This is a genomic window from Streptomyces sp. NPDC101151, from assembly GCF_044768335.1.
GTDB lineage: Bacteria > Actinomycetota > Actinomycetes > Streptomycetales > Streptomycetaceae > Streptomyces.
This window is the reverse complement of record NZ_JBIWPP010000046.1, coordinates 1-25,849: the sequence shown is the minus strand read 5'-3', so window position 1 is coordinate 25,849 and position 25,849 is coordinate 1. Positions and strand designations below refer to the sequence as shown.

The window sequence follows — 25,849 nt, the reverse complement described above, 5'->3', positions numbered from 1 at the left end:
ACGGTGCCCTCTTTGAGCTGGCGGATCTAGTAGTTGACGCCGGTGCGGCTACCTCGGACCCCCTGGTTGCGGAGAGACGCGGTCATCACGAAGTGTCGTTGTCGTGGTGATGGCCCGTCTGTGCGAGCAGCACGGCCTGGTGCTGCCCGAAATCGACCTGGGCGGCAGCCACGACATCGCCTACCGCCCCGGCGAGGAGAGGCCCTGGACCTGACGGCGCTGGCCTGCGAGGTCCGCGCGCAACTCGCCGACGCCTGCGCCACTGCCGGACTGCCCGTCCGTGCCGGCTCATCGAGCAGGGCCGGGCCATCGCGGGCCCCGCCGGGACCGCTCTGTAACGCGTCCTTGCCGTGAAATACACACCGTGTCTGGGGCCTGGACGCCGGTATGAGCGACAACTCGCGCGCGGCCCGCCCCGCGATCGCCGGGAGCGGGGCTGGCTGCGGCAGGGCGCAGCACCTTGGGTTGACGGGCGGTCGGCTCCCGCGGTGGTCGGTCTGCACCTGGACGTGGGCCGACCGCGCCGGTCATGCGATCACTCGGGCGGCAGCGGCTTGGCTTTCGACTTCTCCACCGCCGTGGCGCGGGCTGCGTGGAACGCCTCGGCCGGTTCGCCGTACTTGGACCACACCTGGGCGCCACACCAGGGGCCGATGAGCCGGAACTGTTCCAGCGCCGCCTCGTACATCCCGGCCTTGCCGAGGTAGTAGGCCAGCAGATGCCGGAGCGCGGGGAGTCTGTCGTCGTCGGCCCGGGCTGTCGCCAACGCGTCGGTGACGGCCGTCAGTCGCTTCTTCGCAGCAGCACCGGACGGGAGGGCGGAGCGACGCTCCTCCAGCTCGGTCAGCGCATGGAGGTAGATGCCTGCGAGTGGGCTGCCCGCCGGGGCGTTGTCCATGGCCCGTTCGGCGAACGCCATCATCTGCTTGTTGGAGCCGTACCACTTGGCGCACCAGTACTGCATGCCCTGCCAGTGGCCCTCGTAGTGGTGCGGAGCGCGTGCCACGAGGCCGTCCCACAGGGGCTGGAAGCGGTCGGGCTTGTACTGTGCACCACGCGCCGCCGTCACCATGACCACCCACGGTGCCGGGTTCTGGGGGGCCAGGAGCGCGGCGCGCTGTGCCGCCTCGATCGCCGCGGGCAGCAGCGCGCGGAACTTGGCCATGTTCTCGGCCGGCACTTCGCTGGCGTAACCCCGGCCCCGGATCGTCCAGGCCCGGTGCACCATCAGGTCCGCCTCCAGGGCTGCCGCGTCGCAGTTGCCCGGATCGGCCTCGCGCCAGGCCGTCAGCCATGCGTCGTCCTCATGTGCGATCGCCCGCAACAGCTCGAAGCGCGACCAGCGCTCGTCCCAGTTGCTTCCGGCCGCCTCGATGTGGGCTGCAGCGAACTGGCAGTCGCCTCCCCACGCGGCGTCCGCCAGCGCCTGCGACTCCTTGCGGACGCGGTCGGGTGTCGGCGGCCCGGCCCGGCGCGGGTCGAGCGCCTCGCGGGGCGCGAGCCCGTACGCGGCGGCATCGAACGATGCCGGGGCTCGACGGACGGGAGGGGTCTTGGCCGGAGAAGGTCTGGCGGTTCTCCCGCGGGAACTGCGTATCAGGGCGATGATCAGAACGATGACCAGTGGGGGCAGGTTGTGTGTCACGGGTGAAGATCATCGCGGGTTGATCGGGTGGACGGCAATGCCGAATCCGACTCCCGTGTCGAGCGGTTGCCCGCACGCACTGCACACTCGCCGTGGGAGACCATTGATCGCCGCAGGCGCCGGGGGCAACCCCGACGGAGTAGGACGTTGTGTCCGGTCGTCTCCACCGGACACCGCCGGACATCGCCGTCTCGCATCGTGCCGTCGCGGCGGGAAGGGAAAGCATGGGGAGGGAAAGCCTGCGGGATCTGCCCGAGTCGGCGACGGAGCCCGACGGCTCCGTGGTCGTGCGCGTGCTCAGTTACAACGTCCGCTCCATGCGCGACGACGTCGAGGCCCTCGCCCGCGTGATCCGGGCCTGTCGTCCCGACGTCGTCTGCGTTCAGGAGGCGCCGCGGTTCTTCCGCTGGCGCACGGCCGCCGCCCGCCTCGCCCGAACCTCCGGGCTCGTGTACGTCACAGGCGGCGCCACGGCTTCCGGCCCCATGATCCTCTCCTCGCATCGCGCCCTCGTGGAACGCACCGAGGACGTCCTGCTGCCCCGTACACCCGGCCTGCATCAGCGCGGTTTCGCGACGGCCGTGCTGCGGTTGGGCCGGACCCGGCTCGGGGTGCTCAGCTGTCACCTGAGCATCAACGAGCAGGAGCGCTACGAGCAGGGGCGACTCCTCCTCGACCGGCTGTCCGCCCTGGACGCGTCGTACGCCGTCGCCGCGGGCGACCTCAACGACCGGCCCGACGGGCCTACCTTCCGCCTGCTCGCGAATGCCCTGCAGGACGGGTGGGTGACGAAGCCATGGGGGCGGGAGCACACCACCCGGCTGGGCGACCCGCTGCAGCGGATCGATGCGGTCTTCGCGGCGCAAGGGGTGGAGGTACTGGGGTGCGGGGTGCCGATGGGGCTGCCCGGGGTCCTGGAACGAGACCTCCGGGCAGCCACGGATCACCTGCCGGTGTTGGCCGCATTGCGGGTGCCCGCCGAGTAACCGGGATTCCGCCACGGTGCCTGGTCCCGGTGACTCCTGCCGTGGCGGCCGCCGCGCCGATGAGACGTCGGATCATGAGCGCTGGATGCCGCGAAGTGCCACCACCCGGCCGCCGACGAGACCGTCGTCGCTGCCCATGCCGACTCGGCGATCTTGAGATCCTGGTCGCCGCGCCGAGAACGCCCGTGCCACCCCTCTGGAGCTCAGGCCTGGTCGGTGATGAGCGGCGTCTCGGTGTGCTCGGCCTCCGTTGCGGCCGCCCCGGTCCGGGCCGCCGTCTGCATGCGGCCGCGGGGAAGGATCACGGCCACGACGAGCGAACCGGCCGCGGCCACGCACGCACCGGCGATCATCGGTGGCGTCACGTCGTTCAGCGCCCCGGTCGACGTCGTGCTCGCCGCGGCGCCCATGATGGCGATGCCCAGGGCCCCGCCGAGGTTCATCGCGACGTCGGCGACGGCCGATCCCGCGCCCGACTGCTCCGGCGGAGCGGCACCGACGACCGAGTCGACCGAGGTCGGGGCGCCGAAGCCGATGCCGAAGCCGAGGAGTCCGAGCGAGATGAGAATCCGCAGGCTCGACGGATCGTCTCCGAACGCCAGGACCGCCATGGAGACGGCGACCAGCAACGGGCCGAGCGCGGACACCGGTCCCAGTCCGAACCGCTGCACCAGCTTCGGTGCCATCGGCGCGATGAACATGACCGTGCACATCCCGAGCATGTGCAGGCCCGCGGTCAGCGGACGGTAGTCCAGGGTGAACTGCAGGTACTGGGTGATGACGAAGAGGCTGCCGAAGACCCCGAAGAAGACGGTCGAGATCGTCACAAGCGGTCCGCCGAACCGGCGGTCGCGGAAGACGGCATGGCTGAGCATCGGGCTGCTGGTGCGCTGCTCCCACCAGATGAAGGCGCCCAGGATCGCGACGCCGCCGATGAGGAACGTCAGTGTGCGCGGCGAGGTCCAGCCGTGGGAAGGGGCCTCGATGATGGAGTCGATGAGCGCGAGCGAGCCGACGGCTGTGAGTACGAGGCCGAGCAGGTCGAGGCCGGCGTGGCGTTCGTTGCGGGATTCGGGGATGAGTACCAGGCATCCGGTGACCGCGACGGCGATCATCGGGATGTTGATCAGGAAGACCGATCCCCACCAGAAGTTCTCCAGGAGGAGGCCACCGACGATCGGGCCGAGTGGAATGCCCAGCGAGGCGACGCCGACCCAGATACCCATCGCCTTGGCCCGCTCGTGGGGCGGGAAGACCTGGCCCAGGATCGCGAGCGTGCAGGGCATGATCATTGCCGCGCCCAGGCCCATGCCCGCGCGGGCGGCGATGAGTGTTTCCGCGGATCCGGCGAATGCGGCCGCCGTCGAGGCGGCGAGGAAAACGAGCAGGCCGGTGAGCAGGCCGCGTCGGCGGCCGAAACGGTCCGCGAGCGCACCGGCGAAAAGGATCGGGGCGGCGAAGGCCAGCGAATAGGCGTCCACCGTCCACTGTAACTGTCCTGGTGTCGCGCCGAGTTCAGTTCTGATCGACGGGATCGCCATCGTGATGATCAGCATGTCCAGAGACGCGATCACCAGCGCTAAGCACATGATGCCGAGGATGACCCACCGACGGGGGTGACCCTGAGGGGTGTTCATAAAAGGCCTTCCTGCAGTGGTCGAGGCCGGGAGCGTTACTGTAGGACGGTCAAGTTGACAGCGTCAACCTGCGTAGAGTTTGTCACGTGGGAACAATCAGTCGAGGCGACACGGGTGGTGCCCGATCCGCGCTGGTCGCGGCGGCGAGCGCGCTGCTGACGCGCGGGGGCCCGGAGTACGTGACCCTGCGTGCGGTTGGCGCGGCGGCGGGTGTGTCGCGGACCGCGCCGTATCGCCACTTCTCCGACAAGGACGATCTGCTGAGCGCGGTGGCCGCGCGGAGCATGGATCGTCTCACCCAGGCGATGCGGCACGGGGCGGCCGACGAGGCTGCAGGGGGGACGCCGCTGTACCGGGCGTGCCTCGCCTACGTGCGGGCCGCGAGGGAGATGCCGGCCCATTATCGCCTCATGTTCGGCGACATCGCGATCGACACTCCGAGCGAGGAGCTCGAGCGCGCCACCGACGCGTGCGCGAAGGTCCTCTGCAATCTCGTCATCGAGGCGAAGGGCGATGGCGTGCTCGCCGCCGGCGGCGTACGGGAGGCCGGCACCTTGCTGTGGGCGGCACTGCACGGCCTGGTGGACCTCACGCTCTCGGGCCGCCTGCGCGAGCCGCGCACGGTCGACGGCGTCGAAGCCATGCCCGACCTGGTCGCGCTGGCCCTGCGGAACTGGGTCTCCGTGCAGGGCTGAGGAGTTCCCCCTTTGCTGCCGCCTGAGTGACGAGCGTCACAGCGTCTCTGGTTGACGATGTCAACCTGGGCCCGTCACAGTGAATGTCAGTTGACGTTGTCAACCTCAGGTCGCCGCGGCACCTCAGCTGCCGGCAGCACCTCAATCGTGGATCAGGGATCCAGTAAGAGAGCGCGCCTCGGAGCGCGCTCGGAGCACACGGTCAATTACGGGGAGAGTACTGTGTCGACCGATTCCCACACGCACGACCGCAAGCGCATCCAAGAGTTCGTGATCAATCAGATCGAATCCATCGGCGTCGAAAAGGAATCCGTTTCCCTCGACGACACCCTAGACACCCTCGGTCTCGACTCGCTCGACGTCGTGGAACTCAGTCAGACCGTGAAGAAGAAGCTCGGTATCCCCGTCAAGCCCGGTGATTTCGTCGACACGGTGACGATCTCGGACGTGCTGTCCGTGATTTGCGAGCGCGCGGAAATAGCGTGAGGCGGCGCGTCGTAGTCACCGGAATGGGAGCGGTCACCCCCCTCGGAGCCGGGGCCGAAGCACTCCACCACGGTGCCGTGCGCGGGGACAGCGGTATCACCGACGGACTTGGCCGGTGCGCCGACTTCGACCCGATGAAGGTGCTGAGCAGGCGCGAGGCGTTACGCATGGACCGGTTCTGCCAGCTCGCGGTGGCGGCCGCGGACGAGGCCGTCCGGCAGGCAGGCTGGGGCGATGCTCCGCCCGCCCCGGCACAGCGGGTTCACTGCGTCATCGGCACCGCGATCGGCGGGCTCGACACGCTCGAGGCCCAGCTGAACGTCCTGCGGACAGAAGGCCCTGAGTACGTCTCGCCATTGACGGTTCCGCTGCTGATGGCCAATGCCGCACCGGCGCACCTGTCGATGCGCTTCGGCCTCGCCGGCGAGACATCCGCCCTGGCCACCGCCTGTTCCAGCGGAGCACAGGCGATCGTCGCCGGCGCCCGGGTCATCCGCTCAGGAGAGGCCGACGCCGCGATCGTCGGTGGCGCCGAGGCCGCGACGAGCGACTTCACCAAGGCGATGTTCACCTCCAGCGGGGCACTGTCGCCGACCGGGACATCGGTGCCGTTCGACCGCACACGGGACGGCTTCATCCTCGGCGAAGGCGCGGGCGTCCTCGTCCTCGAAGAGGCGTCGACCGCCCGGGCCCGCGGCGCCCCTGTACTCGGGGAGATCCTCGGCTACGGCGTGACGAGCGATCACCACCACGTCACAGCCCCGGAACCGTCGGGCGCCTTCGCCGCGGCCGCGGTGCGCGCGGCGCTCGCCGACGGCGGGATCGACGTGCGGGACGTGGCGTACATCAACGCGCACGGCACCGGAACCCGGCTTAACGACGCCGCGGAGTCGACCGCGCTGCGCCGCGCACTGGGGGACGCCCTGGCGGGCATCCCGATCTCCTCCACCAAGTCCTACGTCGGGCATCTGCTCGGCGCCGCGGGCGCGGTCGAGGCCATCGCGACCCTGCAGGCGCTCCGGTACCGGACCGCACCGCCGACCCACGGACTCACCGAGCCGGACGAGGAACTCGGCCCGCTCACACACGTGCAGACCGCGCTCGCGCTGAAACCGTCCGACAAGGGGTGCATCGGGCTCACGAACTCGATGGGCTTCGGCGGCCACAACGTCACCATCGTGATCGGGGCCTGAACGTGCAGACCACTCGACAGATCACTCGACCCGCCGACCGGGTGTCCGGCCGAGCCGCGACCGCCGCACCACCGTGGCCGGCATACACACCGGACGAGCTCGGCCTGAGCACCACCACGACCGTCGACCGGAGGTGCGCGCACAAGGAGTCCGGCGAAGACGTCTTCATCAACGACGTCGCACGCCACCAGGACACCGGCATGCTCACCGCGGCCGGCACCCTGCCGAGGGCGCACCGCTATTTCAATGACTCGGTGATCGACCAGTACGACGCGCTGCACCTCGCCGAATTCATGCGGCAAGGCCTGGAAGTCATCGCGCACACGCTGCTCGGCGTTCCGCTGACCCATCAGTTCGTGCTGCGCACCGTGCACCTTCTGATCACCGAACCGGCTGCCCCCGTCGGTGCCGAGCATGCGGTCATCGCCTTCTCCGAGAAACTGGTCCGTCGTAACGCATCCGGTGTTCCCTATGCCGCAGCGGGGCCAGTTCACTGCATCGTCGACGGGCGGCCCATTGCTCGGTGCGACGGCCTGGTCGGATTCCTGGCGCCGGAAACCTACAGCGCGATGAGGGGAGAGGACGGGCGGAGACGACCTGAGGCGCCCATGGGCCGCGTCGTCCCCGAGCGGCCGCAGAGGGTCGGCAGGCGGTTCCCGGAGAACGTCTTCATCGGTCGGGTCACCGGGCCTGCGCGGGAGGCGAGTTGCCTGCTGGTGCCGCACACGCCTCCCACATTCTTCGACCGCCCGCTCGACCACTATCCGGGCATGATGATCGCGGAGGGCGCCCGGCAACTGGCCGTACTCTCCTTCGCCGAAGCCACCGGTACTCCGGTCGACCGGGTCCACACGCACGACGCCGCGCTGGACTTCACCAGCTTCGCGGAGTTGGACACGCCACCCGCGCTGCGGATCGTGTCCTGGGCCGCGGACGAGGCCGCGGGCGCCGGCGACGCGGGCGCCGAGATCACCGTCGCAGCACGTCAGGGTACGCGGACCACATCGACGTGCACGTTCCGGGTGTTTATCGGGACCGAGACCCCATCGGAAGGGAGGCTGTCATGAGCGTCGTCGTCTCCGGAGTGGGCGCGGCCCTGCCTGCCACAGCGGTCGAGAATGATGCCTTCGCGGACCTGGGGGTCTCGGACGCGTGGATCCTCGACCGGACCGGCGTGCGCCGCCGGTACCACCTCCAGCCCGGTGAACGGGTCGTCGAGCTCGCCGCCGCGGCGGCCACGCAAGCGCTCGACGACGCCGGCGTCGGCGCGTCGGACGTGGACTTCATCGTCGCGGCGACCAGCACGCCGGACCGGCTCTCGCCGGGCCTCGCGCCGGCCATCGGCCACTTGATCGGCGCCGGGTCGCCCGGCGCGGTCGATGTCAACGGCGCCTGCACCGGGTTCCTCTACGCACTGGACTACGCGGTCTCACGGGTCAGCCATGGTTCGGCGGACCGCGTCCTGGTCGTCGGCGCGGATGCCATGTCCCGCCTGACCGACCCGGCGGACCGCAATACCGCCGTACTGTTCGGCGACGGCGCAGGAGCCGTCCTGGTCGAGGCACAGCGCGGTGCCGTGTGCGATGCCTGCGTTCCGTTCCTTTCGTTCGGGTCCGCGGCCGAGTACGCCGACGCCCTGTACGTCGACCATGACGACAAGGTCGTCCGAATGGACGGCGCTCAGGTCTATGCCTCCGCGGTCGAGGCCATGACCGACGAGGTCGAGTCGGCCCTGGCCGCGCACGACATCACCCAGGACGATGTCGACCTGCTCGTCTGCCACCAGGCGAACAGCAGAATCCTCAAGGCGGTCGTCCGGCAGTTGGGCTTCAGTCCCGAGCGCGCCGCCTCCTATGTCGATCAATTCGGCAACACATCAGCGGCCTCGATTCCGCTCGCCCTTCGTAAAGCGCAGGACGACGGCCGGCTCAAGCGGGGGCACACCGTCGTGCTCGGCGCTTTCGGTGCCGGATTCACCTGGGGCGCGGGCGTGATCGGGTGGAAGGCGTGCAGGCACGCGTGACCTGTACGGCGACTGTCCGAAACCGGTTCTGCGGAACCGGCTCCTCACCCCTTTCACGCCCCTGGCCCCGAGGCCCATCGATTTCCTTGCAGACACGGGGGATCCGTGTTGCGTCCAACCTCATCGAGGAGTGGAGTGCAATGACCAGTTCGAACGCGGCCGCCACCATGGTGTCGCCGCCGGCAAGTGAAGAAGACGCCGTGCTACTGCGCGGCTACCGGAAAATGGTCATCGGCCGCCGATTCGATCAGCAGGCCACGAACCTGGCCAAGCAGGGCAGTCTCGCGGTCTACCCGTCGTCGTTGGGCCAGGAGGCCTGTCAGGTCGGCGCCGTGACGGCATTACGGAGCACCGACTGGCTGTTTCCCACCTACCGTGACTCGGTGGCCGTCGTCAGCCGCGGCGTCGGGCCCGGCGAGGCGCTGACGCTGCTGCGCGGCGACTGGCACTGCGGCTACGACCCCAAGGCCACCCGCACCGCGCCGCACTGCACGCCACTGGCGACACAGGCCGCCCATGCGGTCGGACTGACGATGGCGGCGCGGCTGAGCGGGGACGACGTGGTCGCGATGGTGCTGTGCGGCGACGGGGCCACCAGCGAGGGCGACTTCCACGAGGCCGTGAACCTGGCGGCGGTGTACGACGCGCCCGTGGTCTTCCTCGTGCAGAACAACCGCTACGCGATCTCCGTGCCCCTCGCCAAGCAGACCCGAGCCGAAGCGCTGTCTGCGAAGGCCGCAGGCTACGGGATCACCGGCGTACAGATCGACGGCAACGACTTCGGCTCGGTCCACCGGGCCGTGGCGGACGCCGTCGAGGCAGCCCGGGCGGGACGCGGACCGACCCTGATCGAAGCGCTCACCTACCGGATGGCACCTCACACCAACGCCGACGATCCCTCCCGCTACCGCGACCCCGCCGAGCCCCTGGCCTGGCGGGAGAAGGATCCCGTCGCCCGCCTCGCCTCGACGCTGCGCGCCCAGGACCTGCTCGACGACGCCGTGCAGCGCGCGATCGACGAGGAAGCAGCAGAGTTCGCCGCGCGGACCCGGCAGGAGGTCACCCGCTACGAGACACCCGCGCCCGCCGAGATGTTCGCGCACGTCTATGCCCGGCCGACGCCCCAACTGTTGGAGCAGGCCCGTGAAATCGCCGAGAGGGAGATCGCATGACGACCGAGACGCCGGCCCAGATCACCACGGCGCCGGTGACAGCACCGGCGGTCTCGATGGTCACCGCGATCAACTCCGCGTTGAGCGACGCGATGCGGGACAACGAGCGCGTGGTCGTCTTCGGTGAGGACGTCGGGCACCTCGGCGGCGTGTTCCGGGCGACCGACGGACTGCTGGCCGAGTTCGGCGAGCACCGCTGCTTCGACACGCCGATCTGCGAGGCGGGCATCCTCGGCGCGGCGATCGGGATGTCGTTCTACGGCGCCCGGCCCATCGTGGAGATGCAGTTCGACGCGTTCGCCTACCCGGCCTTCGAGCAGACGGTCAGCCATCTGGCGAAGATGCGGAACCGGACCCGGGGCACCCTGGCGGCCCCGGTCGTCGTCCGCATCCCCTACGGCGGTGGAATCGGCGCCGTGGAACACCACAGCGACTCGTCCGAGGCGTACGCGGCGCACACGCCGGGCCTGCATGTGCTCACACCCGCCACCGTTGCCGACGCCTACGGCATGCTGAGGCAGGCGATCGACGGCGCCGACCCCGCGCTGTTCTTCGAACCCAAGCGGCTGTACTGGGAGACCGCCCACGTCGACCTCACCGCCGAGGTCGAGCCCATCGGCCGGGCGGTCGTACGCCGTACCGGAACCGACGCCACGTTGATCACCTACGGGCCCGCGCTGCCGATCGCCCTCGCGGCAGCCGATGCCGCGGCGGCGGACGGCTACGACCTCTGCGTCGTGGACCTGCGCTCACTCGTGCCGTTCGACGAAGACACCGTGTGCGAGGCGGTGATGCGTACCGGCCGCGCGGTGATGGTGCACGAAGCGTCCGGCTTCGGCGGCTTCGGCGCCGAGGTGGCCGCCCGCGTGACCGAACGCTGCTTCGCCTACCTCGAGGCGCCGGTGCGGCGCGTCACCGGCCTGGACATCCCCTACCCGCCTCCCCAACTGGAGCGGTTCTACCTGCCGAGTGTCGCCAGGGTCCTGGACGCCGTCGCGGCCACCTTCAAGGATGCGTGAGCGCCCGGATGACGACACGTGACACAGCCGAGACGGCGACCGAGGACACGACCGAGTGCGTGTTCGTCCTGCCGGACCTCGGCGAGGGCCTGGTCTCGGCGGAGATCATCGAGTGGCTGGTCGAGGCCGGCGACGTGGTCGAGATCGACCAGCCGGTGGTGGTGGTCGAGACGGTCAAATCGACCGTGGAACTGCCCACGCCGTACCAAGGACGCATCACCGCGCTGCATGCCGACGTCACCAGGATGGTCCCGGTGGGCGCACCACTGGTTTCCCTGCTCGGACCACGGGGCCAGCAGCCGCCCGCGGGCGGCGCCACCCACCTCGTCGGTCAGATACCGGCTCCGGCGGCCGGGGCGGGCGAACCCCCGGCCCGGCGGCTGCCCGCGAAGGCGCAGCAGCGGGGGCGCGTCACGGCGGCTCCCGTGGTACGGCGGCTCGCTCGCGAGCTGGGTGTGGAGCTCAGGGACGTCATGGGCACCGGCGACGGCGGTGTGATCACGAAGGATGACGTCCGTGCCGCCGCGGCCACCGCCGGTCAGGAGGAACCCAGTTGAGCACGAACCAGGCCTTCGCCGCGCACCGGGTCGTGGTCTGCCATGACTGAGGGGCCGGCCGTATGCCGTGAGATGTTCGGCGACGTGGTCGTGCTGACCATGAACAGGCCGCAGCGGCACAACGTCCTCGACACCGAGATGACGGACGCGTTGGTGAGCGAGACGTCCGCGCTCGCCCGCAACGACAAGGCCGGCGCGGTCGTCCTCACCGGTGCGGGTCCGCACTTCTCGCTCGGCGGTCCGCTGGACGAGTTCGACGAGGTGCTCGGCGGCGACGACGAAGCGGTCCGCGCGCACTGGCTGCGTCGCACCGAGGCGCTGGCAGCCCTGGTGGAGAACCTGTACACGATGCCCTGCCCGGTGATCGCCGCTGTGCACGGCCAAGCCGCGGGCGCCGGCTTCTCGCTGGCCCTGGCCTGCGACGTGCGGATCGCCTCCGACCGGGCGAAGTTCAACTTCGGCTACGGTGCGCTGGGTTCGTCGACCGACGGAGCGATGAGCTGGCTGCTGCCCAGGGTGCTGAGCCCCGCGAAGGCCGTCGAGCTGCTCCTCGAGCAGCCCGTCATCCGGGCGACGCGCGCGCAGGCCGACGGGCTCGTCACCACGGTGGTGGCGGCCGCGGACCTGCACGAGCGGGCTCTTGAGATCGCCACCGGCCTCACCCGCAGCGCCCGCCATTCCGTGACAGCGGCCAAACAACTGGTGCATGACTCGGCCTTCGCGACTCTTGCCGAGCACATGAGGAACGAACACCGCGTATTCGTCGAGGGAATGCTCACCGACGACATGCGCCATGCGCTGGCAGCCCGCCGCCGCGGCGAACTGCCCACCTTCGGGAGCGTGCGATGACCCGGTCTCCGGCGCCGTTGTCGCGCAAGCGCAACTGACCCGCCGGCAGTCACCGCGGGACATGAATCCAGTGAACAAGTGATGAAGCAGAAAGGGCGCTGTGCATGACGCACGACCTTGATATCGACGCCGTCGTGACCGAGAAGGATGCCGCGGTCGTCGGGGAAATGCTGGCCGCGGCGAGGCGGAAGGAATGGGACCGGGTGGCCGAACTGCTCGACCCCGAGGTGGTCTGGTCCCTGCCCGGGAACTCGCGCATCTCCGGCGACGCGGTGGGGCCGAAGGCGGTGGTCGAGCGGGCCCAGGCCATCGACGCCGCACAGCTCACCACGGACCCGCAGCACCTGCACATCGGCAGCCGCAGCATCGTCGCGACCATCCACAACACGGCCGAAAAGCCCCTCCCGCTCGACGAATGGCTGGCGCTGGTCTTCACGGTCAGGTCCGGGCTCATCACCACCATCGACACCCACCTGACCGACGTCCCGATGCTCGAGCGGTTCTACGCGGCCACAGCCTGAGGCAGTCGAACTCGCCGCGCACCAAAGAAACGCACACCACAAGAAGAGGAAACCGAGTGGACGTCAAAGAACTCATGGACACCCTGCTGAGGGCGTGGCAGACGCACGACGACGACGAGCGCCGCGCCCTGGCGGAGAAAGTCTTCGCACCATCCGCCGTGCACCGGGTCGCGGGGGAGAACCTCAAGTTCACCGGGCGCGACGCGATCCTGGCGAACATGGCTCAGGTGAACCGGGAGCAGATCCAGGGAGCCGGTGTCGCCTTCAACTACGGGACAACCGTGGAGAACGACAACGGCATCTACCAGGAGTGGACCATCACGGCACCCGACGGGAACGTCCTTCGCTCCGGCCGGGACTTCTACATCCGTGACGACGAGGGGCAGATCACCGCCTTCTACATGTACGGCGGCGCGTGATCCGTGAGCCCCGCCGCGGCGCCCGCGGCGGGGCTCACCCCCTGCGCGGCGGAGTGCCGCGTCGAGATCCCTGCCATGGCAGCAGCGTGAGAGGTGACACCAGGCGTGACAGAAGTCAGTGTCGTGGAAGAACCAAAAGAGTGGCGGCTCGACGAGGATGTCGCCCTGTCATTCGACCGCACGATCGATCGCCGCCGGGTGCACCGGTCCGCGGTGTCCGAGGTGTTCATCACCGACGTGCGCGCACTGGGAGACGGCCGCGTGGCCCTTGCCGCACAACTCCCGGCCTACCACGCGTACTACAACGACCACGGGTCGACGATGACGGTGGACCCCTTGCTCATCATGGAGATCTGCAGGCAGGCGGGATCCGCGACGGCCCATGAACTGGGCGTCGAGGCGAACGTCGTCGCGATCCCGGAAGACTGGCATCTGCACATCGCCGAGCCGGCCGCGTGGCCCGGCGACGAGCCCGTGATCGATCTGCGTATCGCCGGCGAGTTCCCCTTCACCCGCGTGCGCCGTGGCCGCCCGCGCGCCGGGATCTGCAAGCAGCGTGTCTTCGCCGGCGGCCGGCAGGTCGCGACCCTCCAGGCCAAGGGCCGGTTCCTGGACCACGCGGAACAGGAAATGCTGCGCACCGCTCAGCGGGACACTCCACCGCCGTGGACATCCGACATGGTCTACCGGCCGGATCCCGGACTGGCCCAGCCGCACATCGTGGGCAGGCGCGATCCCCTGAACGTCGTCCTTGCCGATCTGGTGCACGACGCGGGCGGGATGTCGGCGCGGGTCGCGCTGCCGCTGGCCAATCGCGCGCTCTTCGACCACCCCTACGACCACGTGACGATGTCGGTACTCACCGAGGCCGCACGGCAGTTGATCGTATCGGTCGTGGACGCCGCTGGACACGCCATGCGGGGCTGGCACCTCACCCGGCTCGCCGGACGGTTCTCCCAGTTCGTGGAGTTGGACGCGCCGGTCACGGTCCGTGCCGCGCTGCCCGCCTCCGAGACCGGCGAGTGCGAGATCCCTGTTGCCATCGAGCAAGGCGGTGAACAGGTCGCCGAGATCGGAGTGACCCTGACCCGCGGAGTGGAGGAATCATGAGCGCATACCCGGTCACGACGGTGTGGACCGACTTCGGCGGCGTCCTCACCCCTCCCATCGAGGAAAGCCTCGCCAAGTTCTGCGCGGACAACGGGCTCACCCCGCAGGAGTTCATGGGTGCGGTACGGACCGTCAGTGCCCGATTCGGCACCTCGGACCTCCTCGAGCCACTGGACACGCCGATGATCGACGAACCGGCATGGCTGCACCTGGTCTCCGAAGCGCTCGGCAGGCCCGTCGGAGTACGCAGTTTCGGCGAGGCATGGTTCGACGGCCGGCCGGCCAACCGGGAGTGGGTTCAGACCCTGCGCGCGATACGCTGGCGCGGTGTCGGGGTGAGCCTGATGTCGAACATGGTCCCGAGCTGGGACGAGCGCTGGCGCCGCATGGTCGACGTCGACGAGTTGTTCGATCACGTCGTCCTCTCCTTCGAAGTGGGATGCCGCAAACCGGGTCCCGAGATATTCGAGCTGGCGGCGAGCCGGGCAGGAGTACCGCCCGAGGCTTGCGTGCTGATCGACGACACAGAGAAGAACTGCATGGGCGCACGGGCCGCGGGCTGGCACGCCATCCACTTCACCGACGCGCAATCGGCCGCCGAACAGCTGTCGCAACTGATCGGCGAACAGCCGAAAGTGAGCGGCACGTGACGCCACGTCGAGCCGTGACCCGAAGAACTGAGGAAAGCGACCAGAAAGTGGTCGTTCCGCACGTCGGCTGTGCTTTCGTGACCGGCGGTTCCCGAGGCATCGGCGCGGCCGTCGCACGCGCACTCGCTGCCGACGGGCGGCCGGTCGCGGTGGGGTTCCTCCGCAATCGCCAAGCCGCGGAGTCGGTCGTGTCCGAGATCGAAGGCGCGGGCGGCACGGCGATCGAAGTGGCCTGCGATGTACGCGACCCGGAGGCGATCGACCGGTCTTTCGGGATGCTGGAAGAACGCTTCGGGCGGGTGGCCGTCCTGGTGAACAACGCCGGCATCCGTGCCGACGGCCTGCTGCTCGCCATGAACGACGACGAATGGCGCCAGGTGCTCGACGTGAACCTGACGGCCGCCTACCACGCCTCGGCGCGCGCCCTGGGACCGATGATGCGGGCGGCGCACGGCCGCATCATCAACGTCACGTCGATCCTCGCCCAACAGGCCCTGCCCGGCGCCGCGAACTACGCCGCGGCCAAGTCGGGCCTCGCCGGCCTGACCCGGGCCCTGGGCGTCGAAATGGCACCCAAGGGAATCACGGTGAACGCGGTCGCTCCCGGGCTCATTCGCACGGACCTCACGCATGAAGTAGGGCATTTCGAGGATTCGGCCCGCAAGAAGGTACCGATGAGACGACCGGGACACGTCGAGGAGGTCGCGGCCTGCGTCCGGTTCCTGGCGAGCGACGACGCATCGTATGTCACCGGACAGACCCTCACGGTGGACGGCGGCATCGCGGCGTCGGCCTTCAGCATCACGTGACGCGGAGGCAGGCGGCGCGAGTCTCCTCGGATGGGCCCGCGCGATGGCCCGTCACCGTCCGGGGAGCCGCTGCTCGGCCACGCCACGCGCCCGGGCCAGGTCGCCGGGCGCGCCGACCGGCCACAGCCCGCACCTCGAAAAGCGGTGCAGGAGGCCGTGGCGACGTACCGCTCCCGGCTCCGGCAGCGACTGCGGGAACCGGGGCCCGCCGGGGACGCCCACCGTGGTGCCTGAAACCCGGAGGCACAGTGGTGGGGCCGGCGCGCCGCCGGAGGGACGGCCGGGTCAGGCCGGCCACAGGGAGCCGCCGTCGAAGTACCTGAGCAGCCACTCCGCGCCCGCGGAGCGGGACGGCGGGTGGAAGGCGAGGGCGCGCACCGCCGCCGCGACCTGGGCCTGCTCGCTGACACAGATGAACGGCATGCCGCCGAGCAGTTCCAGGGCGCGCGATGCGATGTCCGGCAGAGCCTTCTGGACGGCGCAGCGGGCCACGAGGACGCGGGCCATCGAGTCCTCGTCGCCGGGAGCGGGAGCTGTCGCCCGGGCGACGCTCTCCAGGAGCGCGACGGCGGCCTCCATGTCGACGGCGAGGGCGGCCCGTTCCGCCGCCGTGCCGCGCTGGTGGTCGAGGACCTGCTCCACGAGCCACATCGCGCCGCCCGCGTAACCGGCCGAGATCAGCATCTGGAACCAGACGAACCCGGTCGACCGCAGGTCGTCGAGGCGGGTGGGGTCGTCGGCACCTGCCCGCACCATGAGGCCACTGGGCACGAACACGTCGGTCAGGCGCACCTCGTCGCTCTCCGCGCCCCCCAGCAGGGCGTTGGTCCACAACGGGTGCACGCTCAATCCGGGCGAGTCGGCGGCCACCAGGGCGAGCGCCGGCTCGGGCTCGCAGCCCTTGCCGCCATGGATGGCGACGCTCGCGGCGAGCAGCTTCATCGAACGCGACAGGCTGCAGGGCTTCTCGGCGCCGGACAGCAGGAACCCGTCCTCCACCGGGCGTGCGACCACGGCGGGCTCGTGGACGTTCCGGGCGGTGCGGCCCTGAGCCCAGCCCGAGGCCAGCACCAACTGGTCGGGCACGATCCGGTGCAGCAGCGCGCTCTGTTCGTCGGCGAGCCGGCCCCCTTCGGCTGCGAGCGAGTACAGCATCGCCACGGCGCGGTGGTGCATGGAGACCGCCGTGACCAGCGAGGGCGACACCGAGCCGAGCGCCAGCTGCACCCAGAGCGCGTCCAGCGGGTCGGCTTCGTGGCCCCCGTACCTCCCGGGTATCAGAAGGCCGACCCCGCCATGCATGCGGAACAAATCGACGGCCGGGCTCCCGGGCCGCTCGCGCTCGAGGTACGGGCTCTGCTCGAGCTCCTTGAGCAGCCAGGGGTGAATCCGCTCGCACACGGAGCGGGCGGTGTCGAGTGACCGCACGGGAAACCTCCGGAAAGGACGTGCGGAGCCGGCCTCACGTGCCGAACACCGCTTCGTACGGGCTGACGTCGCGGCTCACTCCCTGGACGCGGGAGGTCTTGAGCATCGGATGGTCGGCCTCGCCGGAGATACGGCAACTCCTGGAGCAGGTCTTCAGTCTGTCCATCAACGTCATAGCTGCTCGACGTGCGCACCGCCGGAACCTGCTCCGGGGACCGGGCCGCTGCCGGGGCCGTCGCGCAGGCACGGGGGCCGACCGGGCGGGCCGTGCGGCGGAGAGGGCAGGATTCGAACCTGCGTGGACCCCGAAGGGTCCGACCTCGAGACGCGCTCGTTGGTCCCCGATCAACCACTCCGGGCACCTCTCCTCGTTTCTGGCCCCGGGGTGGTGCCCCGTTGCCTTCACACGGAAAAGACTGGCAGGCAGCACTGACGCGGTGCTGACGGCGCGCTGACCGCAGCGTAGAAATAGACCGTCCGGTGGTCCGGATGACCCATGTCAGCTCCGCCCCGACGGCCCGCGTCACACCGGCAGGACTGCCAACTCCCCCGCAAGGAGGCGTTGGTGCGGGTGAGTATCGGGAGGGGCTCATGGCCGGTCGGACGGTGCGGCAATGCGGAGGGAGTGGGCCTATCAAGCAGCTCGTGGACCAGGGCATGTGCTGCCTTCTTCCGCTCGGCCCGCTGGCCGACGGGCGCCGAGTCGTCCTGCGGTCGACCGGAAGCCTCTCCGGTGGCCTCCGGCGACATGCCGCTGGGCGAAGAATTGCGCAGGCCGCCGCGATGGGCGGCGACGCAGGTTTCCACGGCTCGGCCGAGGCCCTGCCACAGAGTACTGGTGAGCCGTCGGCGAGGTGCCTGCTGAGCAGGTCCTTTTCCCACGGCCCCCAGTCCGAACGACGCATGCGACTTGTCCAGGGAATTCACCCGTGAGGCCGTCGAGGCCGCGGCGGACGAAGCCCGCGCCCGGGACAACGCTCCGATCGTCATTGAGAGACCGTTCTTTTCGGGATTGTGACTGCTTGCAAGCTGGGGCCGCGGTGCACCAGGGTGTCGGTGTCGTTCCGTCAGTGCGGCTCCACGAGAGATTGAAGTGCTTGTTGGTCAGGGGGTGTCGGGAACCGTTGATACATGCCCGTGCTCGGCGGGCGGGGGAAGCCCTGGTGTCAACGCACCGGCTGTGACAGGTAATCGCGCATCTGCCGGCTTGGCGACGTATTCCATGCGGGCTATTCGGTCACTTCCTGACACGATCCGGTGCGAGCCGGCGGGAGCAGGAAGAATCCGGACCCGCTCGCCGCAGTGGGGCGGGGCTTTCACCTGAGCTGGCGTGGTTGTTGGCTGGTCACGTCGACGGGCGAACCTCCGTGCCACCACGGACGGAACGGTGCAATCAGAGCGCCGGCCCCGCAAGATCGCTACGTTCCTGAAACAGTGCTGCGAGCGATCGCAAGCCGTCGGGACCTGGGTATATGGGTTGTGTGCTCCCGCGCCTGGTTCTGGCTCGTGACATCTCGGGCGGGGTGTCTTGTCCTACCTTCGCCGACCTCCAGCGTGGGAGCACTGCCACCGGACTGCTCCGAACGTGTCTTGAGGGTGTGTGCCGCGAAGTGGGCACTGTCTCATGGCTGATCGCTCTGTCGGTCCGGTGGCGCAGACCGGCAGGCTCATAGAGCAAAAGGCTCCCCCTGGCGATCCAAAATGCGCCGATGTGGCCGGTTGTTGGGGACGAGGTCGTCCTCGGTGTCGACGCGCATTGGGACGTCCATGTGGCTGCAGTGCTTTCCGTGCTGGGAGCGGTCATGGACACCCGGTCCGCGGGTTATCGCGAACTCTGGAGGTGGGCCAGCCGCAGCCGAGTTGAACTGAACGGGTTCGGACGCGTACAACAACGACACCAGGGTCTCCCGGCACTGCTCGGTCAGATTCGCATCCCCGAGCTACCGATAGGCCTTGTCTTCATGCGCGTACACGGGGAAGATCACCCCGGCGGGAAACCTGTTCGACCCGCACGTTCCATGATCGGTTGAGATACGGCTTCTTAACCCACCCTGACTCGCGCACCACGACAGGTTTTGCAGTCCGCCGGCGAACCAGTCGGTCAGACGACGGCGTGACGGGCGGTTGCATCTGACAATGAAAACCGGTTGAAGCCCACGTCCTACCCGCACGGAGCAACCATCATGCCCATCACCACCAAAACCAGGATTACTGCCGCACTAATCGCCGCCACTGTGCTGTGCGGGATCGGCGCTGGTGATGCGGTGGCCGACTCGCCTCCCCCGCCACAGCCGACCACCGGCGTCGGGGCACCCGTCCCTGGAGGTTGTTTCCTCGTCCAGGTGGATCCGAATTCCGCCGATCTCACTTTTGCTGGTGTCTATGGCAGGGTCAGTTTTCCGGAAGTCCCCTACAAGGTCCAGGCAGGCATCAGCATTCCCCTGCAAGTGCAGGGTGACGGGGCTGCGACCTTCTATCCCGTAGGAGAGCCACCAACACCTCACACGTCAGCCGTACACATGAAAAGGGCTCCAGGTCGGCCGCCCCGTCGGCAAAACCCGCCACAAAAAGGAATCCCCTCGGCCTTGACCGAGAGGAAGCCTTTAAATCTAAGCTTAGCTGTCATGAATGTCGACCACGTGGCTAAACGGTGACCACGCTGGGCAGCTAGCAGGGCACCGGCTCTATTTTCCACTCGCCGTCCGGCACGTTTGTTCCGTCAATGAGGATCGGGGCATATGAGGTGACAGTCGTCCCCCATTCTTTGGTTCCAAAGACGTTGTACGGGTACGTGGCATAAAGCGTACCCTTCGTTTTCGCTATGTAGGGCGTGAACTGGAGGTATCCCTTAGTGTACGGGGGTACTTCCTCGCCGACCCTAGTCGTGGAGGTGTAGGAAGTACTGTCGGAAACCGTATGCTGATACTGGAAAGCTGATTCCACTCCCAGCTCCAAGGCCTTCCCGAGCTTCAAGGATGCCTTAGCCGAGGTCTGATTCCCATACATGTCCGAAACTGTATGGGTTACCGTCTTAGAGTATATGACGTCGATCTTGCCCGACGTGGAATTTTGACATTGGTTCATGGTCTGGGACACCTTCATTGGCATCCCATCGACTATTGCGGGTGGCCCGGACGCCTGGAATCGGCATGAGGTGGGGTATTGATACCACACAAGCTCACCGAGCGGGGGCAATGGATCCCTTCTATAGGCCCCACCGGCTATCCCGGAGTTGCAGTCAGAAATAACTGCCGTGTACGGCGGGTTTGCGTATCTTTCGCAGGAGCCATACGAGTTGGGGTACCCAGGCACAGCACGTACGCATATTTTGTCCACATCCGTGGCCTGAGCTGAAGTCCCGGTAAGCGGTATTAGTGCCACGGCGGTGAGCACTGACACTCCGACCAGGCGGCCTCGCCGCAATGGTGCCCCTCTGGGGTGATGCATAATAAACGCCAGTCCTTCCTGGGCTAGTAGATGAGCGTCGGCAATCGATGACGGCAGGGCCGTGGCCCCGCGTGGCTAAATTGGCCTGCGGCCACGCCTCGGAAACGGCAGGCGCATGGCGGGAAATTGAGCCGCGACACGGAAGAGTGCGCAAGCAGCTGATATTATGATGGGTGGCTTGTGTGCTGGTATCAAAAACCGTGTCGCGCAGTGGTGCAATCAGATCGGTGGTTCATCTGCGTGGGCAAAATATGGACACGCAAAAGATATTTGTCCATAGCCCAACGCCCTCACTACCCAAATGGGCAGCCCGCACCTGCGTTCCGTTCGCTGGTTGCCGCCAGGGCCTGGCCCAATGGCCAGACTCTGTTGGTGATGTTGGCTGGGTCATGCGGCGGCGGCGCACAGCGCACGGAAGTGGCTTGCTCGGCGGCGGGCTGTGGGTGGGGTGGTGATCCAGTCCGCGATGCGGGCGATGCTGCAGGCCAGCGCGGTGAGTACGTGCTGGACGTGGGTTTTCGCCAGCCTGCGGTAGCGGGAGCGGCGCAGTCTGTAGGCGCGGACATTCTGGGAGAGGGGGCCTCGATGCCAGCCCGGATCGCGTAGCGGTGCTGCCGCTCTGCGGTGGTCTGCTCCAGCCGATTGTGCATCTGGATCTCATGAGGTTTGCGGGTGGGCAGCAGGGCTGAGGGCTCTTGGCCGGGTGGCGGAGGTGGTGCACTGCGGGCGGACTGGGCAGGCCAGGCAGTCGGCCTTGGCCAACTTGACCTGGATGTAGTCGTGTCCGCTGATCCGTAGCGGCCTCCACTCCCGGCTGACCGCGCCCTGGGGGCAGGTGGCCTGCCGGCGGTCCCAGTCAAAGGGGAAGGACGACTTGGCAAAGTCCGAACCGGCCTTGGCCTGGCGGCTGTTGTCGGCCACGACCGGGCCGAGCAGGTTGATGCCGTGCACTCGGGCCCTCTCAATGTGCGCCGGGGTGACGTAGCCGCTGTCCACGACATGCTCGCGGGGTAGCAACTCCCGCTCGGCGAGATCATCATGGATGATCGCGGTCATCTCGATGTCCTGCACAGTGGAGTGCGTCGTGGCCACGTGGACCACCCACTCGGGGCGTGTAGGTTCTCGTCTTCTTGGCCAAACCCAATGCTCTGACCTGGGGATCCTCGGCCGTCTCCGTGGTGGCCAACCCGGTTCCGTCTCACGATCTTGGCCAATCCCCCCAAGGCCCTCATCCAGTGGGCGGTTCGGTGGTCCATGAGTCGTTCTGGTGTCGCTTGATGGTGTGGGCGGAGCCGGAACGTTCCGGTCCGGTGCAGGTGGCCTGCTGGGATCGGTGGGGTGAGTGAACGCAGGCTGTACCAGAGCGACTTGTCCGACGAGCAGTGGGTGTCGATCGCGCCAACGTACTACCAGCGCCGTTGGCATCGCTCTGCTCGACCAAGTCGCCGTCGCGGCCGGCGGCTCGGTCAGCAAGGCCCTGGTCGACCAGGGCTTCAAGAACCAGGTCGCCACGCACGGGGCCGCCCTCGGCACCGACGTCGAGATCGTCGGATCCGGCTCTGCGGCGATCACGAGGGGGTGATCGAAGCCGCCCGGCCGATCCGTACGGGCTTCAGGACATGCTGCCCCGGCACACCGTCCCCAGAGCCGGGGTGCGGCCCGTGCGGAGGTAGTGGTCGACCGTCTCCGTGACGCAGCGGTTCTGCGGGTATGTGCCGTGGCCCTCCTCCTGGGCCGTCAGGAGGACGCCGACGCCGTCGCCCAGGGCGCGGGCCATGTGGCGGGCGCCGGGGTAGGGGGTGATCGGGTCGCCGGTGCCGCCGACCACCAGGACGGGGGCTGCACCGTCGGCGTCCACCCGGAGCGTGGCGCGCTCGCCGTCGAACGGCCAGTCGTAGCAGAGGTAGACGCCGGTGGACCATGCTGCGCCGAAGACAGGTGAGGCAGCTTTGATGCGGGCCTCGTCCCGGTCGAGGCGTTCGAAGCCGGGACGCAGGCTGGAGTCCGCGCAGGTGATCGCGGTCAGGGCGGCGCGGCTGCTGTCGCGCGGGGTCGCCGCGCGGTCGGCGGAGCCGATGTCGTCGGCACCCTTGCTCAGTGGACGGCCGTCGTTGTGGTCGATCAGCGCGGTGAGGGCCTTGGCGAGCGGCGTCCAGCCGTCCGTGCCGAGCCTGAGATGGTCGCTGACGGCGTACGCGAGGTCGTCGGCGTCGAGGTTCCTTCCGCCGCCGGCCGGGGCGGGCTTCTTCTCCAGGCGGTCGGCCAGGCGCGCCATGCGTCGCGCGGCCTCCTCGGGGCCGTCGCCGGTCGGGCAGTGGCGGATACGGGCCGCGCAGTGCGCGGCGAATCGGTCGAACGACGCCTGGACCGCCCTGACCTGCGACACCTGCTCCTCGTCGAGGTCCTCGGTCGGATCGACGGACGCTTCGAGGACGAGCCGTCCGACGTGCGGCGGGTACAGGTGGGCGTAGACCGCGCCGAGCGCCGTTCCGTACGAGACGCCGAAGTAGTGCAGCCGCTCGTCGCCGAGGAGGTAGCGCATCAGGTCGAGGTCGCGCGCGGTGTGCGAGGTGCCGATGTACGGGAGGAGCGCCCCGGAGTGCTCGGCGCAGGCGTCGGCCCCGTGGGAGCCGGTGTCGTCCGCGGTCTTCCCGCAGCGCACGGGGATGGTCGCGCCGACGCCGCGCGGGTCGAAGGAGACCAGGTCGTAGCGGTCGAGGAGCGGCTCGTACTGGTTGAGGCGTTTAGGCAGTCCGCTCACGCCGGACACGCCGGGGCCGCCGAAGTTGAGGACGAGCGAGCCGATGCGCCGGGCGTTCGGCCCGGTGGCCTTGCGGCGGATCAGGGCGACGTCGATCGTCCTGCCGTCCGGTTTCCGATAGTCGAGGGGGGCCTTCATGGCGGCGCAGTCGTAGCCCGTGCGCGCGGTGGGCGGCGAGGTGCAGCGGGACCAGTGGAGGTGCTGGCCGGTAGTGAGCGCGGTGGGCAGACCGGCGGGCGGGTTGTTCGCGGTGAACTCCGTACGCGGCTCCGCACTCCCGCGGGGAGCGTCGTGCTGGAGCCAGGCGGCGACGGCGCCGATCGCGGTGAGGACGACCACGGCGATGATGCGCGCGCCGACCGAGAGGCCCGGTCTGCGGCTGCGTATCGGATGTGCGTCACTCATCGAAATCCCCGTGCTCCCGCCCCTGGACGCGCGCCCCGTCCCCGCATGCCCGTACCCGTGATCGTCCGATCGCCGAATGCGTTCAGGATACAAGCCTCGACTTCGACCGCCTAAAAATCACCTGTCCCCAGGGCCAGGTCAGCGCAGGCTGGCACGGCCCCTGCCCGACGTCCTCGCCCACAGCCAGTTCTACCCCAACACCCCACTCACCCCCTCGTCGGCGAGGACGACACCTGCAACGGCACGCTGTATCGCGGGGTGTTCGATGAACACCTGGCCGCGGAAGCCGGTGCCCTGGCCGAGGGACGCACGGCGAGCGTCTGTGAAGTGTCCGTCCACGACGACGCACTTCAGGCGGGCCTGGCCTGCGGCGGGTAGGCCGAGATGCTGCTGCAACCACTCGATGCGATTCCGGCCCGCTGGTGGGATCTGCTGGGCGAGGGAGCCGACGCGGCACTGATCACCCGGCTGGACGAGGACCAGACGCAGGCGCCTTCGCCGAGGTGCTCGCTGCTCTGGACGGGCGTGAGGCCCGGGTCCTGCGTGAGGGGGCCGGGCCGATCAACGTCTGAGCGCGACGGCCAGGGTCATACGGCCGCGAGGCGGTCCGCCACATGCCTGTTCCTGGCTCCGACGCACGGTGTGGGACGTGGGCGGCCGGCCGGTCCTGCGGCTACGCTGCCACGCGCCGCCGCCCGTACCGCGACCCAGGACGCCGACGAATGCCCCACACCGAGACCACGGCGCTCGTGGTGATCGACATGATCAATACCTACGAGCACGAGGACGCCGAGCTGCTGCTCCCATCGGTGCGCGAGGCGCTGCCGGGCGTGCGGCGGCTGATCACACAGGCCCGGGACATCGGCGTGGACGTCATCTACGTCAACGACAACTTCGGCCGTTGGCGATCCCACCACGACGAGATCCTCGAGATCGCCACCGCGGGGCCCCACGCCGACCTGGTCGAGCCGATCAAGCCCGACGAGGACTCGCTGTTCGTCGTGAAGGCCCGGCACTCGATCTTCTTCCAGACTCCGCTGGAGTACCTGCTGGGCGAGCAGCGGATCGGCCGGCTCGTCCTGTGCGGGCAGGTCACCGAGCAGTGCGTCCTGTACTCGGCCCTCGACGCGCACATCCGTCACATGCCGACGACGGTCGTGCGTGACGCAGTCGCCCACATCCACCCGGACCTGGCCGAGGCTGCACTGCGGATGATGGAACACAACATGGGCACGCAGATCTGCGCCGCCGTCGAAGCACCGCTGCACGCATAGCGGGCTCAGAGCTCGAGGCGGGCAGCAGAGTCCTTTTCGCCCGGTCGGGGCTACCGAGGAGAGGCTTTAACTGCGGTTTTGCAGTTCTCGTGCGTGATGGTCCCGTGACGGCATGGGGAGAATGCCCGGGAGCTTCAGCCCTCGATCGTGGTCGCTGATTCGGGTGGATCGTGGCGGGTCGCAGATGGGGAGTCGGCCTGGAGCGCAGTCTTCCGGCGTGCTGGAACAGTCGAACAAGCCGCGACCGAGGCGGCCTGCGACCAGGCGACGTTCGCTGAGCAGGTCGGTGGGTTGACCTTCCGGCACGGGCGGCGAAGTGCCGGCCTGCAGGCAGTACCTGAACGCGTCGCGGTGCTGCTGGCAGGCCGGACCGGCGCCTGCTTGTCCCAGACCCTGACGGCCGGAGTGAGCAAGTCGACGCTGCTGTGGTTGATCCGCCGCCTGCCGGAGCCCGAGACGACGACCCCGCGAGTCCGAGCCGAAGCGGCCGACCGGCGTGTGGACGAGGTGAAGAGCGCCGGAAGCGGCCGCCCGAACCGGGACGACCTCGCCCACGCCGAGTGCCATCTGGTCGACGCGCACAGCGCGCATCGCCACGGCTGCGGTTTTCTCGTGTGCGCATCTCCCCCCACACACATCATGGAGACTTCACGCGCCGCGTTGCCTTTAGAACTCCTATCGGAATGACTTCAGGCGTCGCCAGCAGATGAGTGCGCATCCGAGAGTGAGGAACGCTTCGTGGATGTCGTCGCGGATCTCCCAG

General features: G+C 68.7%; 25 protein-coding genes and 2 pseudogenes. 18 read left to right on the top strand and 9 right to left on the bottom strand.

Annotated features, from left to right (window positions below; genetic code table 11):
• Positions 1 to 535 precede the first annotated feature (535 nt).
• Positions 536 to 1,645, bottom strand: coding sequence for a hypothetical protein (locus ACIRU3_RS41880; RefSeq protein ID WP_404068563.1), 1,110 nt, complete (start codon positions 1,643 to 1,645; stop codon positions 536 to 538).
• A gap of 224 nt (positions 1,646 to 1,869) precedes the next feature.
• On the opposite strand from ACIRU3_RS41880, the gene ACIRU3_RS41875 reads away from it, so the two are divergent.
• On the top strand, positions 1,870 to 2,631 hold the full coding sequence (locus tag ACIRU3_RS41875; protein ID WP_404068560.1) for an endonuclease/exonuclease/phosphatase family protein: 762 nt from the start codon (positions 1,870 to 1,872) through the stop codon (positions 2,629 to 2,631).
• A gap of 203 nt (positions 2,632 to 2,834) precedes the next feature.
• Here the strand turns inward: ACIRU3_RS41875 and ACIRU3_RS41870 are convergent, their stop codons facing one another.
• Positions 2,835 to 4,268, bottom strand: coding sequence for an MFS transporter (locus tag ACIRU3_RS41870; protein ID WP_404068557.1), 1,434 nt, complete (start codon positions 4,266 to 4,268; stop codon positions 2,835 to 2,837).
• An 86-nt stretch (positions 4,269 to 4,354) separates the two neighbouring features.
• Between ACIRU3_RS41870 and ACIRU3_RS41865 the strand changes: the two genes are divergently transcribed.
• From ACIRU3_RS41865 to ACIRU3_RS41800, 14 genes are all read left to right on the top strand, one after another.
• Complete coding sequence (locus ACIRU3_RS41865) at positions 4,355 to 4,963, top strand: TetR/AcrR family transcriptional regulator (RefSeq protein WP_404068554.1); 609 nt, start codon at positions 4,355 to 4,357, stop codon at positions 4,961 to 4,963.
• Between the two features lie 222 nt (positions 4,964 to 5,185).
• Positions 5,186 to 5,449 carry an acyl carrier protein gene (locus tag ACIRU3_RS41860; protein ID WP_404068552.1) on the top strand — a complete coding sequence of 88 codons (264 nt, stop codon included), beginning with the start codon at positions 5,186 to 5,188 and terminating at the stop codon, positions 5,447 to 5,449.
• Positions 5,446 to 6,642 carry a beta-ketoacyl-[acyl-carrier-protein] synthase family protein gene (locus tag ACIRU3_RS41855; protein ID WP_404068548.1) on the top strand — a complete coding sequence of 399 codons (1,197 nt, stop codon included), beginning with the start codon at positions 5,446 to 5,448 and terminating at the stop codon, positions 6,640 to 6,642. Before ACIRU3_RS41860 ends, ACIRU3_RS41855 begins: the two co-directional genes overlap by 4 nt.
• Positions 6,576 to 7,709, top strand: a complete 1,134-nt coding sequence (locus ACIRU3_RS41850; RefSeq protein WP_404068545.1) for an AfsA-related hotdog domain-containing protein — start codon at positions 6,576 to 6,578, stop codon at positions 7,707 to 7,709. Before ACIRU3_RS41855 ends, ACIRU3_RS41850 begins: the two co-directional genes overlap by 67 nt.
• Entirely contained in the window at positions 7,706 to 8,665 is a 960-nt protein-coding gene (locus ACIRU3_RS41845; protein WP_404068542.1) for a beta-ketoacyl-ACP synthase 3, read from the top strand. The genes ACIRU3_RS41850 and ACIRU3_RS41845 overlap by 4 nt, the downstream gene beginning before the upstream one ends.
• 140 nt (positions 8,666 to 8,805) lie before the next feature.
• A complete protein-coding gene (locus ACIRU3_RS41840; protein WP_404068539.1) occupies positions 8,806 to 9,837 on the top strand; it encodes a thiamine pyrophosphate-dependent enzyme in 1,032 nt (343 codons plus the stop codon).
• A complete protein-coding gene (locus ACIRU3_RS41835; protein WP_404068536.1) occupies positions 9,834 to 10,856 on the top strand; it encodes an alpha-ketoacid dehydrogenase subunit beta in 1,023 nt (340 codons plus the stop codon). The genes ACIRU3_RS41840 and ACIRU3_RS41835 overlap by 4 nt, the downstream gene beginning before the upstream one ends.
• An 8-nt stretch (positions 10,857 to 10,864) precedes the next feature.
• Positions 10,865 to 11,413: a biotin/lipoyl-containing protein gene (locus ACIRU3_RS41830; protein ID WP_404068533.1), complete on the top strand. Its 549-nt coding sequence runs from the start codon at positions 10,865 to 10,867 to the stop codon at positions 11,411 to 11,413.
• A gap of 42 nt (positions 11,414 to 11,455) precedes the next feature.
• A complete protein-coding gene (locus ACIRU3_RS41825) occupies positions 11,456 to 12,262 on the top strand; it encodes an enoyl-CoA hydratase/isomerase family protein (protein ID WP_404068531.1) in 807 nt (268 codons plus the stop codon).
• Between the two features lie 104 nt (positions 12,263 to 12,366).
• Entirely contained in the window at positions 12,367 to 12,783 is a 417-nt protein-coding gene (locus ACIRU3_RS41820) for a nuclear transport factor 2 family protein (protein WP_404068529.1), read from the top strand.
• Between the two features lie 56 nt (positions 12,784 to 12,839).
• Positions 12,840 to 13,202: a hypothetical protein gene (locus ACIRU3_RS41815; protein ID WP_404068526.1), complete on the top strand. Its 363-nt coding sequence runs from the start codon at positions 12,840 to 12,842 to the stop codon at positions 13,200 to 13,202.
• A gap of 105 nt (positions 13,203 to 13,307) precedes the next feature.
• On the top strand, positions 13,308 to 14,312 hold the full coding sequence (locus ACIRU3_RS41810; protein ID WP_404068524.1) for an AfsA-related hotdog domain-containing protein: 1,005 nt from the start codon (positions 13,308 to 13,310) through the stop codon (positions 14,310 to 14,312).
• Positions 14,309 to 14,962: an HAD family hydrolase gene (locus tag ACIRU3_RS41805; protein ID WP_404068522.1), complete on the top strand. Its 654-nt coding sequence runs from the start codon at positions 14,309 to 14,311 to the stop codon at positions 14,960 to 14,962. The genes ACIRU3_RS41810 and ACIRU3_RS41805 overlap by 4 nt, the downstream gene beginning before the upstream one ends.
• Positions 14,963 to 15,039: 77 nt before the next feature.
• Positions 15,040 to 15,771, top strand: a complete 732-nt coding sequence (locus ACIRU3_RS41800) for a 3-oxoacyl-ACP reductase family protein (RefSeq protein WP_404068520.1) — start codon at positions 15,040 to 15,042, stop codon at positions 15,769 to 15,771.
• A gap of 285 nt (positions 15,772 to 16,056) precedes the next feature.
• Here the strand turns inward: ACIRU3_RS41800 and ACIRU3_RS41795 are convergent, their stop codons facing one another.
• The 5 genes and pseudogenes from ACIRU3_RS41795 to ACIRU3_RS41775 all read right to left on the bottom strand — a co-directional run bounded on the left by ACIRU3_RS41795 (position 16,057) and on the right by ACIRU3_RS41775 (position 21,738).
• Positions 16,057 to 17,199: an acyl-CoA dehydrogenase gene (locus tag ACIRU3_RS41795; protein ID WP_404068517.1), complete on the bottom strand. Its 1,143-nt coding sequence runs from the start codon at positions 17,197 to 17,199 to the stop codon at positions 16,057 to 16,059.
• A 34-nt stretch (positions 17,200 to 17,233) separates the two neighbouring features.
• The gene (locus tag ACIRU3_RS41790) at positions 17,234 to 17,365 is read right to left on the bottom strand and encodes a hypothetical protein (protein WP_404068514.1); all 132 of its coding nucleotides are present in this window, start codon (positions 17,363 to 17,365) and stop codon (positions 17,234 to 17,236) included.
• Positions 17,366 to 17,472: 107 nt separating this feature from the next.
• Positions 17,473 to 17,567 (bottom strand): annotated as a pseudogene (locus tag ACIRU3_RS41785).
• Between the two features lie 2,299 nt (positions 17,568 to 19,866).
• Positions 19,867 to 20,205 carry a hypothetical protein gene (locus ACIRU3_RS41780; RefSeq protein WP_404068512.1) on the bottom strand — a complete coding sequence of 113 codons (339 nt, stop codon included), beginning with the start codon at positions 20,203 to 20,205 and terminating at the stop codon, positions 19,867 to 19,869.
• 1,098 nt (positions 20,206 to 21,303) lie between these two features.
• A complete protein-coding gene (locus ACIRU3_RS41775; protein ID WP_404068509.1) occupies positions 21,304 to 21,738 on the bottom strand; it encodes a hypothetical protein in 435 nt (144 codons plus the stop codon).
• Positions 21,739 to 22,057: 319 nt separating this feature from the next.
• On the opposite strand from ACIRU3_RS41775, the pseudogene ACIRU3_RS41770 reads away from it, so the two are divergent.
• Positions 22,058 to 22,195: pseudogene (locus ACIRU3_RS41770) on the top strand (IS5/IS1182 family transposase); the annotation flags it as partial.
• Positions 22,196 to 22,258: 63 nt separating this feature from the next.
• Here the strand turns inward: ACIRU3_RS41770 and ACIRU3_RS41765 are convergent.
• Positions 22,259 to 23,812 (bottom strand): alpha/beta hydrolase, encoded by a 1,554-nt coding sequence (locus ACIRU3_RS41765; protein WP_404068506.1) that lies wholly within the window; start codon positions 23,810 to 23,812, stop codon positions 22,259 to 22,261.
• A gap of 189 nt (positions 23,813 to 24,001) precedes the next feature.
• On the bottom strand, positions 24,002 to 24,208 hold the full coding sequence (locus ACIRU3_RS41760) for a hypothetical protein (RefSeq protein WP_404068503.1): 207 nt from the start codon (positions 24,206 to 24,208) through the stop codon (positions 24,002 to 24,004).
• A gap of 326 nt (positions 24,209 to 24,534) precedes the next feature.
• Between ACIRU3_RS41760 and ACIRU3_RS41755 the strand changes: the two genes are divergently transcribed.
• On the top strand, positions 24,535 to 25,086 hold the full coding sequence (locus tag ACIRU3_RS41755) for a cysteine hydrolase family protein (RefSeq protein WP_404068500.1): 552 nt from the start codon (positions 24,535 to 24,537) through the stop codon (positions 25,084 to 25,086).
• Positions 25,087 to 25,233: 147 nt separating this feature from the next.
• Positions 25,234 to 25,773, top strand: coding sequence for a hypothetical protein (locus ACIRU3_RS41750; RefSeq protein ID WP_404068497.1), 540 nt, complete (start codon positions 25,234 to 25,236; stop codon positions 25,771 to 25,773).
• Positions 25,774 to 25,849: the final 76 nt, after the last annotated feature.

Excerpts from the sequence above, each read along its gene's own strand:
- ACIRU3_RS41875 (WP_404068560.1), top strand. The coding sequence starts at position 1,870 with ATGGGGAGGGAAAGCCTGCGGGATCTGCCCGAGTCGGCGACGGAGCCC.
- ACIRU3_RS41870 (WP_404068557.1), bottom strand. The coding sequence starts at position 4,268 with ATGAACACCCCTCAGGGTCACCCCCGTCGGTGGGTCATCCTCGGCATC.
- ACIRU3_RS41845 (WP_404068542.1), top strand. The coding sequence starts at position 7,706 with ATGAGCGTCGTCGTCTCCGGAGTGGGCGCGGCCCTGCCTGCCACAGCG.
- ACIRU3_RS41840 (WP_404068539.1), top strand. The coding sequence starts at position 8,806 with ATGACCAGTTCGAACGCGGCCGCCACCATGGTGTCGCCGCCGGCAAGT.
- ACIRU3_RS41835 (WP_404068536.1), top strand. The coding sequence starts at position 9,834 with ATGACGACCGAGACGCCGGCCCAGATCACCACGGCGCCGGTGACAGCA.
- ACIRU3_RS41830 (WP_404068533.1), top strand. The coding sequence starts at position 10,865 with ATGACGACACGTGACACAGCCGAGACGGCGACCGAGGACACGACCGAG.
- ACIRU3_RS41825 (WP_404068531.1), top strand. The coding sequence starts at position 11,456 with ATGACTGAGGGGCCGGCCGTATGCCGTGAGATGTTCGGCGACGTGGTC.
- ACIRU3_RS41820 (WP_404068529.1), top strand. The coding sequence starts at position 12,367 with ATGACGCACGACCTTGATATCGACGCCGTCGTGACCGAGAAGGATGCC.
- ACIRU3_RS41805 (WP_404068522.1), top strand. The coding sequence starts at position 14,309 with ATGAGCGCATACCCGGTCACGACGGTGTGGACCGACTTCGGCGGCGTC.
- ACIRU3_RS41790 (WP_404068514.1), bottom strand. The coding sequence starts at position 17,365 with ATGGACAGACTGAAGACCTGCTCCAGGAGTTGCCGTATCTCCGGCGAG.
- ACIRU3_RS41780 (WP_404068512.1), bottom strand. The coding sequence starts at position 20,205 with ATGTATGGGAATCAGACCTCGGCTAAGGCATCCTTGAAGCTCGGGAAG.
- ACIRU3_RS41765 (WP_404068506.1), bottom strand. The coding sequence starts at position 23,812 with ATGAGTGACGCACATCCGATACGCAGCCGCAGACCGGGCCTCTCGGTC.
- ACIRU3_RS41755 (WP_404068500.1), top strand. The coding sequence starts at position 24,535 with ATGCCCCACACCGAGACCACGGCGCTCGTGGTGATCGACATGATCAAT.